General features: G+C 64.3%; 8 protein-coding genes and 1 pseudogene. 8 read left to right on the top strand and 1 reads right to left on the bottom strand.

What is annotated here, in order from left to right:
* The first annotated feature begins 204 nt into the window (after positions 1-204).
* The 6 genes from CHB69_RS19355 to CHB69_RS19330 all read left to right on the top strand — a co-directional run bounded on the left by CHB69_RS19355 (position 205) and on the right by CHB69_RS19330 (position 7,461).
* Complete coding sequence (locus CHB69_RS19355) at positions 205-612, top strand: DUF3703 domain-containing protein (RefSeq protein WP_089217538.1); 408 nt, start codon at positions 205-207, stop codon at positions 610-612.
* Positions 613-661: 49 nt separating this feature from the next.
* Positions 662-1,000: a hypothetical protein gene (locus tag CHB69_RS19350; RefSeq protein WP_089217537.1), complete on the top strand. Its 339-nt coding sequence runs from the start codon at positions 662-664 to the stop codon at positions 998-1,000.
* Between the two features lie 65 nt (positions 1,001-1,065).
* The gene (locus CHB69_RS19345) at positions 1,066-2,301 is read left to right on the top strand and encodes a TolC family protein (RefSeq protein ID WP_089217536.1); all 1,236 of its coding nucleotides are present in this window, start codon (positions 1,066-1,068) and stop codon (positions 2,299-2,301) included.
* On the top strand, positions 2,298-3,560 hold the full coding sequence (locus tag CHB69_RS19340; protein WP_089217535.1) for an efflux RND transporter periplasmic adaptor subunit: 1,263 nt from the start codon (positions 2,298-2,300) through the stop codon (positions 3,558-3,560). The genes CHB69_RS19345 and CHB69_RS19340 overlap by 4 nt, the downstream gene beginning before the upstream one ends.
* A gap of 17 nt (positions 3,561-3,577) precedes the next feature.
* Positions 3,578-6,739, top strand: coding sequence for an efflux RND transporter permease subunit (locus CHB69_RS19335; RefSeq protein ID WP_089217534.1), 3,162 nt, complete (start codon positions 3,578-3,580; stop codon positions 6,737-6,739).
* Between the two features lie 116 nt (positions 6,740-6,855).
* Positions 6,856-7,461, top strand: a complete 606-nt coding sequence (locus tag CHB69_RS19330; RefSeq protein WP_058818126.1) for a cation efflux transmembrane domain-containing protein — start codon at positions 6,856-6,858, stop codon at positions 7,459-7,461.
* Positions 7,462-7,513: 52 nt separating this feature from the next.
* Here CHB69_RS19330 and CHB69_RS19325 read toward each other — a convergent pair whose 3' ends face one another.
* Positions 7,514-7,936, bottom strand: coding sequence for a MerR family transcriptional regulator (locus CHB69_RS19325; RefSeq protein WP_058818127.1), 423 nt, complete (start codon positions 7,934-7,936; stop codon positions 7,514-7,516).
* A gap of 55 nt (positions 7,937-7,991) precedes the next feature.
* On the opposite strand from CHB69_RS19325, the gene CHB69_RS19320 reads away from it, so the two are divergent.
* A complete protein-coding gene (locus tag CHB69_RS19320; protein ID WP_058818128.1) occupies positions 7,992-8,627 on the top strand; it encodes a cation diffusion facilitator family transporter in 636 nt (211 codons plus the stop codon).
* A gap of 4 nt (positions 8,628-8,631) precedes the next feature.
* A pseudogene (locus CHB69_RS19315) lies at positions 8,632-10,071 on the top strand (c-type cytochrome); the annotation flags it as partial.
* Positions 10,072-10,161 lie beyond the last annotated feature (90 nt).

The raw sequence follows: 10,161 nt of genomic DNA, 5'->3' as shown, positions 1-10,161 counted from the left end.
TCCTTTGGTTCGTTGCAAAACCGCTGAATCAACGACTTGGGCGCGCGTCAAGCTAACCCGCTGACACCACTCAACTTAATTTCGGATCAGGCTCTTAGCGATATCGGCCACGGGCCCCGAAAAACATTCGCACGAACATGAGGGGCTTGACCCTGTATCTACTACAGGATGCACAAACCTTTCCGAGACGAGATGGGGTAAACCATGACGACGAAGCCAACACCTGAGCGCCTAGACAAGGCCCTTGTCCTGCCGTTGCTGCGCGAACAATATCGCACCTTTTACGAAGCGCGCCGGATCGGAGATCGGGCCGGCGCGTGGAAAGCGCTCGAATGGGAGCATATTCTCAGTCAGCCCTATATGGGCGCCCACCTCGCCTCGCACTGGCACATGCTCCGCTACGCTATGATGCTGGGGAACTGGAAGGAGACTGCTGGCCAGGCGGCGCGCTTGCTGCTCGTCCTGTTGGGCTCGCTGACGGGCCGACTTCCTGCCGGAAATAATGGGCGCGCCGGCGTGAGTGCCTTCATGCCGATGCCGATTCCCGGTGAGTTATCTGCGCTCATCGAAGCGGCCCGGTCCTTCGTGGAAAGGCCGGGCCGGAAGGGCTGATCCGGATTTGGACTTTCGGAACAGGCCATTCGCTGTTAGGGGCGCGCGCATGTCCGGCGCTCTCCTTCGCCTGTTGCTTGTGTTCATCCTGCTGCTCAGCGGGCTCCACAATTCTGCACCGGCGATGGCTGGCATGACGCACCATGCGTCGGATTCCCATCTTTCCTACCATGCCGAATCGAGTCATGCGTCGGATAAGGACTCTTCAAAGGGTCAGCAGGACGCCGACCTCCACGGCAGTCACCACAATTGTCCGGTCGCATCTGATCAGGCCATTTCGGGTCATGACGATCTATCCTGTTTTTCCGGCGGCCTCCACTTCGTGCTGCCCGCGACGCGCCTCGCTTCGCGCGCGCTCGCTCCTCCCCTGAACCCTCCCCTCGCCTGAACGACGCCTGCCGCGCGGCCCCTTTCCGGCCTGCGCTCAGTCGAACCGTTCAGGAGTGATCATTCATGCATATCCATATGCGCGCCGCCCTGTTGGCCGGGGCTGCGCTGCTGGCGGGGTCCGTTTGGGCCCAGCCGCTAACGCTCGACCAGGCGGTCGAGCGGGCCATCGCTGCATCGCCCGAGCTCAGAGCGGGTGAAGCGGGGGTCGACGCCGCGCGTGCCGATCAGCTGCAAGCCCGCGCTCGTCCCAATCCGACCGTCTCGGTCGATATGGACAATGGCGTCGGCACGGGCAGCTATGGCCTGTTCCGACAGTCGGAACTGACCGTCACCTATTCGCAGCCGCTCGAACGCGGCGGAAAGCGGGAGGCTCGGATGGCACTTGCCGAGCGCGGGGTCGTTCTGGCCGAGGCGCAGTGGCGGCTCGTCCGGCTCGACATCGCCCAGGAAGTGCAGCGCGCCTATATTGACGCCCAGATCGCCGAGCAGATGGTCTGGATCGCAGAGGATCGCGTCAAACTCGAAAAGGAGATGCGGACCGAAGCGATCCGGCGCGTGCGCGGCTACAAGGATCCGCTCTTCGTCGAGACGCGCGCCGATGCCCGCATCCTCGAAGCCGAACTGGCCCTGAAGGAAGCCCAGGCGAAACGGCAGTCCGCACGCGCCTTGCTTACCTCCTTCTGGGGCGGCACCCCCGATAGCCTCGTCATTGCCGAGGGGATCGAGAAGCCCGATCCGCGCGATCTGCCGCTCGCCGAGGCCGATGCGGCCGTCGTCGACGCGGCCGTCGACCGCGCCCGGGCACAGGTTGTCGTCGAGCAAAGCCGTGCGCATCAGGACTATACGGTGTCGGGCGGCACTCGCTTCCTTCGCGAGACCAATGATGTCGCCGTTCTCGGCGGAATCTCGATCCCGCTCGGACGGTTCGACCGCAATCAGGGCAATATCGCCCGGGCGCAGGCCGAACGGCGGCAGCTCGAGTTCCAATCCGAAGCGAGCCGGCTCGAGCGGCTGCGGCGCCTCGCGTCGCTGCGCGCCGACGCCGACGCCGCACGCGTCCGGGCCGAGGGCATCATGAACGACGTCTATCCGAAGGCGGTGAAGACGCTCGGCCAGGTGCGCGAAGGCTATGCCCGCGGCGGGTTCCTGTTCGCCGACGTACAGGATGCCGCCGACGTCATCATCCAGATCCAGGGTCAGTGGGCCGAGGCCATGAGCCGCTACCGCGATTTGCTCGCGGAGATCGATCGCCTGACCGGCCGCTTCGATGCGGCTCCCCTTGCGGAGAATATTCCATGAAGAAGTTTCCATTTCCCGCCGCGGCTGCGGCGCTGTTCCTTGCCGTGCCTCTCGCTGCCTGCGGCGGCGGAGCCGAGGGCGAAGACAAGCATGAAGAAGGCGAAAGCCACGCCGAGGGCGAAGGCGAGGAAGATGCCAAGGGCCCGAACGGCGGCAAATTGCTCAAGAATGGCGATTTCGCGGTCGAGGTCACGATCTTCGAGAATGGCACCGAGCCGCAATTCCGCGTTTTCGCGACGCGGGACGGCAAGCCGGTCGATCCCAAGGATGTCCAGCTCGCCATCACGCTCACGCGGCTTGGCGGCGACGTCGATCGCTTCACCTTCCGCCCGCAGGGCAAATTCCTCGCAGGGCAAGGTGTCGTCACCGAACCGCACAGCTTCGACGTCGAGGTTGTCGCGGTGACTGGCGGCAAGCGGCACGTCTGGAAATATGCGAACCCCGAAGGCCGCACGCGGATCGCGGCGGACGCCGCGAAGGCCGGAGGCATCGAAACCGCGGTCGTCGGACCGGCGACGGTCGGCGAGATGCGCGAACTCTACGGCACCGTCCAATTGTCTCCGACCGCCCGCTCCGAAATTCGCGGCCAGTTTCCCGGCCGCGTCGTCTCGGTGACCAAGGCGGTGGGTGACAGCGTCCGCCGCGGAGAGCTTCTCGCGCGCATCGAGTCCAGCGAGAGCCTCCAGGTCTATCCAGTCTATGCGACGGTCGGCGGCGTGATCGCCGAGCGCAACGCCAACCCCGGCGACGTCACCGACGGGCGTGCACTCTATGTGGTCACCGATCCCGCGCAGACGACGGTCGTCTTCAACATCTTCCCCCGTGACCTCGCGATTATCCGTCCGGGCATGCGGGTGACGGTCGAGACGCAGGACGGCGCCGAGATCGCGACCGCGCCACTCGAGCAGTTCCTGCCCGACGGCAATGTCGAGGCGGGCACTGCGCTCATCCGCGCGACCATCCCCAACCGCTCGGGAACGCTGCGCCCCGGCATGGCCTTGCGCGGCCGCGTGATGGTCAACCCCGTCACCGTGCCGCTGGCCGTGCGTACCGAGGCGATCCAGCCCTTCCGCGACTTCAAGGTGGTCTATGCCAATTTCGGGCAGGACTATGAGGTCCGCATGCTGAAACTCGGCCGTTCGTCGCCCGAATGGACCGAGGTCCTGTCGGGCATCAAGCCCGGCACCGCCTATGTCACCAAGGGCAGTTTCCTCGTTCGCGCCGACATCGAAAAGTCCGGCGCGGGCCACGACCATTGATCGGGGAGCAGGATAATATGCTAGCCAGAACCATAGGCTTTTCGATCCGGCAACGATGGCTCGTCCTCGCGGTCGTCGCGCTCCTGTGCGCGATCGGCGCGTGGAGCGCGACCAAATTGCCCATCGACGCCGTTCCCGACATCACCAACGTCCAGGTCCAGATCAATACCAAGGCTGAAGGCTATTCGCCGCTCGAAGCCGAGCAGCGGATCACCTACCCGATTGAGACCGCGATCGCGGGCATCCCCAACCTCAACTATACCAGGTCGATCTCGCGCTACGGCCTGAGTCAGGTCACGGTCGTTTTCGAGGACGGGACCGACATCTATTTCGCGCGCCAGCAGGTCAACGAGCGGCTCCAGGCCGCAAAGGGGCAGCTGCCGCCCGGTATGGCGCCCGAAATGGGGCCGATTTCCACCGGCCTCGGCGAGATCTTCATGTTCTCGATCGAAGCCGAACCGGGCGCACGAAAGCCGGATGGCACGCCCTACACGGCGGAAGACCTCCGAACGATGTCCGACTGGGTCATCCGGCCGCAGATGCGCACGATCCCGGGGGTCGCCGAGATCAACACGATCGGCGGCTATGCCCGCCAATATCATGTGACCCCCTATCCGGCCTCGCTCGCTTCGCTCAATCTCTCGCTCAACGATGTCGTCACCGCGCTGGAGGCCAATAATGCAAATCGCGGCGCCGGCTATGTCGAGCGCAGCGGCGAACAGATATTGATCCGGGTGCCGGGGCAGGCGAACAATGAGCGCGACCTGTCGCAGATCATCGTCGCCACCCGCGGCGGCGTTCCGATCCGGATCGCCGACGTCGCCGATGTCGCGATCGGTTCGGGCCTTCGCACGGGCGCGGCGACTGAGAATGGCAAGGAGGTCGTCCTCGCAACGGTCTCGATGCTGATCGGACAAAATCCGCGCGTGGTGGCGCAGGCCTCGGCCGAACGCCTCGTCGAAGCGTCGCGTGCTTTGCCGAAGGGTGTTGTCGCGAAGCCGCTCTATGATCGCACCGCGCTCGTCGAACGGACGATTTCGACGGTGCAGAAGAATCTCGCCGAGGGCGCGCTGCTCGTCATCGTGATCCTCTTCCTGCTGCTCGGCAATTTCCGGGCGGCGCTGATCACGGCGGCGGTTATTCCCGTTGCCATGCTGATGACGCTGACGGGCATGCTCCAGACGCGGACATCGGCGAACCTCATGAGCCTCGGCGCGCTCGACTTCGGCCTCATCGTCGACGGGGCCGTCATCATCGTCGAAAATTGTCTTCGCAGGCTTGGCGAGGCACAGCACAGGCTCGGACGGCTGCTCGATCGCGACGAACGCTTCGGCCTCGTTGCCTCGGCGAGCGCCGAAGTGATCAAGCCGAGCATCTTCGGCATCATCATCATCACCGCGGTCTATCTGCCGATCTTCGCGCTCGAAGGCGTCGAAGGAAAGACCTTCCACCCGATGGCGATCACGGTCGTCCTCGCGCTGACCGCTGCTCTTCTCCTGTCGCTCACCCTGGTTCCGGCCGCGGTGGCGCTCTTCGTTACCGGCAAGGTCGAGGAGAAGGAGAATTGGCTGATGCGCGGTCTCGGCAAGGGCTATCGTCCGATGCTCGACCGCGTCCTGAATTGGCCGAAGGCGGCGCTTTCGGGTGCGCTGCTGCTCGTCGCGCTCAGCGGCGTGGCGGCGACGAGTCTCGGGTCCGAGTTCATCCCGGACCTCGACGAAGGCGATATCGCGATGCACGCGATGCGCATTCCGGGAACGAGCCTGACCCAGTCGATCGCGATGCAGGAGGCGCTGGAGAAGAGGATCAGGCAGTTCCCCGAAGTCGAGCGGGTGTTCGCGAAGATCGGCACGCCCGAGGTCGCGACCGATCCGATGCCACCGTCGGTCGCCGACAATTTCATCATGCTCAAGGATCGGAAGGAGTGGCCCGAGCCCAGAAAGCCGCGCGACCAGCTCGTCGCCGAGCTCAACAAGGCGGTAAACGAAGTGCCGGGGAACAATTACGAGTTCACCCAGCCGGTGAAGATGCGGATGAATGAACTGATCGCCGGCGTTCGCGCCGACGTCGCGATCAAGCTGTTCGGCGACGATCTCGATCAACTGCTCGAATCGGGGCGGGCGATCGAGGAGGTGGCCGGCGGGATCGCGGGCGCGCAGGACGTGAAGCTCGAACAGGTCACCGGCCTGCCGATGCTTTCGGTCACGCCCGATCGCGACAAGCTTGCGCGCTATGGCGTGAGCATGGAGACGGTCCAGGATGCGGTTTCGACCGCGACTGGCGGGCGGCAGGCGGGCGAGCTCTTCGAGGGCGACCGGCGTTTCGACGTCGTCGTCCGGCTTCCCGAGGCCATTCGCACCGACCTCGCGTCGCTCGGCAATCTCCCCGTTGCGCTTCCGGCCGGCGGCTTCGTGCCGCTTTCGGAGCTTGCGGAGATATCGCTCGCGGCGGGGCCGAACCAGATCAGCCGCGAGAATGGCAAACGCCGCGCGGTGATCACGGCGAATGTCCGTGGTCGCGATCTCGGCTCGTTCATCGACGAACTGACCCAGAAGGTCGAAGCCGATGTCGTGCTGCCCGACGGTTATTATATAGAATATGGCGGGACGTTCGAGCAGCTCCAGTCGGCGACCGAGCGCCTCCAGATCGTGGTGCCGCTCGTTCTGCTGCTGATCTTCGGCCTCTTGTTCATGCTGTTCGGGTCGGTTCGCGATGCGGCCATCGTCTTCTCGGGCGTGCCGCTGGCGCTGACGGGAGGGGTCGCGGCGCTGGCGCTTCGCGACATTCCGCTCTCCATCTCGGCGGGCGTCGGGTTCATCGCACTCTCCGGGGTCGCGGTGCTCAACGGCGTGGTGATGCTATCCTTCATCAAGGATCTTCGCGAACGCGGAAAGGCGCTCGTCGATGCAATCCGCGAGGGCGCGCTGACCCGCCTCAGGCCGGTGATGATGACCGCGCTGGTTGCGTCGCTCGGCTTCGTACCGATGGCGCTCAATGTCGGGGCAGGATCCGAGGTGCAACGGCCGCTGGCGACCGTGGTCATCGGCGGGATCATCTCATCGACGATCCTGACGCTGCTCGTCCTGCCCGCGCTGTACCTCATGGTCCACAGTCGCAGCGCGAAGATCGAAGAAGAGGAAGTCGCCGGGCCGCGGCGTGAGCCCGGCCTTGCGACCTGAAGCCAGGCCCTCACGGTTTGCTGCAGCGCTTGGGCGCAAGCGGCCGGCCGCGAACAGGGGCGGAACCCTGAGGGGTTCCGCCTCCTTTTAGGGATGCTTGGTATGAGGAGCGTGAAATGATAGACAAGACAGGCAGCACCGACCGCGAAAAGCAGACCCTCCAGATCGTTCTTTTCCTGAACGCGGCGATCGCCATCGCCTTTCTCATAACCGGCGCGCTGGGAGATTCGAGCGCCCTCATCGCGAATGGCCTCGACAATTTATCGGACGCGGCGGTCTATGCCCTGAGCCTTGTCGCACTAAGCCATGGCATCAAATGGAAGACCCGCGCGGCTACAGCGTCGGGCGTTATGCTATTGATCTTCGCGGCCGGCGTCCTGTTCGATGTCGGGCGGCGCTACTTTCAGGGTAGCGAACCGATCGGCGCTACGATGATGATCATGTCGGCGGTCGCGGCGGTGGTGAACTATGCCTGCCTGAAGCTGCTTCAGCGCATTCAGAATCCCGACGTCAACCTTCGTGCGGCAACGACCTTCAGCTTCAACGACTTCGTTTCGAACGGCGGCATCCTGATCGCCGGCGTCCTCGTCTGGTGGCTCGGCACGAACTGGCCCGACTTGCTCGTCGGGTTCGCCACTGCGCTGATTGCCATCAAGGGCGGCATCGAAATTCTGCGCGATGCCCGAAAGGAGACTCGCGGCGCCGCAAGCGACGACCCCTGAATTTGAGAAATAACAAGGTGAAGACCGAATGATGAGTGCGAGGAAACCACCGCTAGACCGCGGACGGCAGCGTCGCCTCGATCGCCTCAATCACCCGGCAATCGGCTATGCGGCCGCCCTCACAGAGCTGGACGATCCGGGCGAGTTCTGCGCGAAGGCGCACCATGCGTTCCAGACGCTCGTCGACGTCGAGCAAATGTCGCGCCGCCAGAGCGCGAACCTCGGCGCAGTCCTGCTCGGGTCCTGCCGCGAGGGCTTTCAGTGAACGAATTTCGTCGATCGAAAATCCCAGCCCCCTCGCACTCCGGATAAACGCCAGGCGCCTGACATCCTCGGGACCATAGCTGCGACGTCCGGAGGCGGTGCGCGCCGCCGGTGGTAGAAGCCCGATGTCCTCGTAGAAGCGGATTGTATTGACCTTCGTACCCGTCCGGCTCGCCAGCGCTCCGATGGGAAGTCCTACCTCACGGCCCATATGCACCTCAGAAATGCCTTGCTTCTACAGCTACTGGAGAATGTAGGACAATGCGATGAGCGAAAGCAACGACAGTAACTGTGGCTGTACGGGCGATACCGTGCGTGCCGAGCGTGATCCCGCCTATCGACGGGCGCTCTGGATCGTGGTGATACTCAACCTCGGTTTCGGTGTGTGCGAAATCATCGGCGGCTTCATCGCCAACAGTCAGGCCCTCAAAGCGGATTCGCTCGACTTCATCGGCGACGGTTCGATCACTTTGGTGGGATTACTGGCGCTGGGATGGTCTGCTGCAAGCCGTGCACGGATCGCGCTAACCCAGGGACTGTTCCTCGGTGCGCTCGGGCTGGGAGTGATTGCCTTTGCCGTGGCGCGGGCCTTAAATGCCGAGCCACCCGAAGCCGAACTCATGGGCGTCATCGGCATAGTCGCCTTGGCCGTGAACGTGACCGCGGCGCTGGTTCTCTCGCGATTTCGGGACGGCGATGCCAATGTGCGGGCCATCTGGCTGTTCAGCCGAAACGATGCGATCGCGAATATCGCCGTCATCGTCGCGGCCATATTGGTCGGCTGGACGGGCAGCGCCTGGCCCGATCTTCTGGTGGCGGGCGTCATCGCCCTTCTCTTCCTGCATTCGGCCACGGAGATCGTGCGCAATGCACGCGCCGAGCTGCGCCCTTCGCAGGCATAGCAAAATGAGGGCATATTCCACGCTTCGGCGCGCTGCGGCAATCTTGCTTGCCATGCTGGTGCTGCTTCCGGCCGTGGCACGCGCCGACACGACGTCGGTGCAGACTACCTGGCGCCTGCTCGATTATGTCGCGGTGGACTATGGCGGTGCGGTACATGACGGCCGGGTCATCAGCCAGGCAGAATATGCCGAAATGCTCGAGTTCACCGATTCGGCCGCCGCGAATATTGCAGCGCTGCCACCCAAAGGCGCACGTGCGCAATTGGTGGCTGACGCGAAGCGGCTGAAGGCAGCCGTTGTCGCCAAGGAAAGCCCACGAGAAGTCGCACGGCAGGCCCGTTCGGTCGCAGCGGCGTTGCTCAACGCCTATCCGGTGCCACTTGCGCCGGCGCGCAGCCCAGATCTTGCGAGGGGCGCTACTCTCTATGGGCAGAATTGCGCATCGTGCCACGGCATGTCGGGCGATGGCCGCGGCCCCGATGCAGCCAGGCTCGATCCACCGCCGATCGCCTTTTCCGATGCTGCGCGCGCTCGCGAACGCAGCGTCTTCGGGCTTTACCAAGTGATCGAGCAAGGCCTCGACGGCACGGCAATGCAAAGTTTCGCCGACCTTCCTGCCGCCGATCGCTGGGCTCTCGCCTTCTACAGCGGCCGCTTCGCTTTCCGTGATACGACGCAGGGCGAGCGGATCTGGCAATCCGACGCTGGTGTGCGCCGCCTGGTGCCTGACATGCCTACGCTGACGGCAATGACGCCGGCGGCGCTCGGTGCGAAGATCGGACAACCGGAGGCCGACGCCGTGATGGCCTATCTCAGGGCTAATCCGCAGGCCGTCACGGGGTCGGGGGCTGGGTCGCTGGCGCTGGCGCGGGAACGGCTCGAGCAGAGCTTCGCTGCATATGCTGCGGGGAAGAGGCAGCAAGCCGGAGAACTTGCGTTGTCCGCTTATCTCGACGGGTTCGAACCCCTGGAACCGCTCCTCGCGTCGCGTGATGGCGCCCTGATGGCGCGGATCGAGACGGCGATGGGGGCAGTGCGCGCGGCCATCCAGAAGGGCGCGCCCGTCGCCGAGGTACGCCACGAGATTTCGGCGCTCGACACGCTCTTCACCGATGCCGAGCAGGTGCTCGCCCCCGAACAGGCGAGCAGCACGTCGGCCTTTGTCGGCGCCCTGACGATCTTGCTGCGTGAGGGCCTGGAGGCACTCCTCGTCGTCATCGCGATCGTCGCCTTCCTGCGAAAGGCCGAGCGCCCGGAGGCGCTGCGTTATGTGCATGCCGGCTGGGTTGCGGCCCTTGCCGCAGGGGGCCTGACTTGGGCGCTCGCGACCTATGCCATCGGAGTCAGCGGGGCGAGCCGCGAATTGACCGAGGGCTTCGGATCCTTGCTCGCGGCTGTCATTCTCCTGTCGGTCGGCATCTGGATGCACGGAAAGTCTCAGAGCCTGATCCGAAATTAAGTTGAGTGGTGTCAGCGGGTTAGCTTGACGCGCGCCCAAGTCGTTGATTCAGCGGTTTTGCAACGAACCAAAGGA

This window comes from Sphingopyxis indica (genome assembly GCF_900188185.1).
GTDB classification, from domain to species: Bacteria; Pseudomonadota; Alphaproteobacteria; order Sphingomonadales; family Sphingomonadaceae; genus Sphingopyxis; species Sphingopyxis indica.
The sequence above is the reverse complement of the archived record's forward strand: the minus strand, read 5'-3'. Positions and strand labels throughout refer to the sequence as shown.

Excerpts from the sequence above, each read along its gene's own strand:
- CHB69_RS19355 (WP_089217538.1), top strand. The coding sequence starts at position 205 with ATGACGACGAAGCCAACACCTGAGCGCCTAGACAAGGCCCTTGTCCTG.
- CHB69_RS19350 (WP_089217537.1), top strand. The coding sequence starts at position 662 with ATGTCCGGCGCTCTCCTTCGCCTGTTGCTTGTGTTCATCCTGCTGCTC.
- CHB69_RS19345 (WP_089217536.1), top strand. The coding sequence starts at position 1,066 with ATGCATATCCATATGCGCGCCGCCCTGTTGGCCGGGGCTGCGCTGCTG.
- CHB69_RS19340 (WP_089217535.1), top strand. The coding sequence starts at position 2,298 with ATGAAGAAGTTTCCATTTCCCGCCGCGGCTGCGGCGCTGTTCCTTGCC.
- CHB69_RS19335 (WP_089217534.1), top strand. The coding sequence starts at position 3,578 with ATGCTAGCCAGAACCATAGGCTTTTCGATCCGGCAACGATGGCTCGTC.
- CHB69_RS19330 (WP_058818126.1), top strand. The coding sequence starts at position 6,856 with ATGATAGACAAGACAGGCAGCACCGACCGCGAAAAGCAGACCCTCCAG.
- CHB69_RS19325 (WP_058818127.1), bottom strand. The coding sequence starts at position 7,936 with ATGGGCCGTGAGGTAGGACTTCCCATCGGAGCGCTGGCGAGCCGGACG.
- CHB69_RS19320 (WP_058818128.1), top strand. The coding sequence starts at position 7,992 with ATGAGCGAAAGCAACGACAGTAACTGTGGCTGTACGGGCGATACCGTG.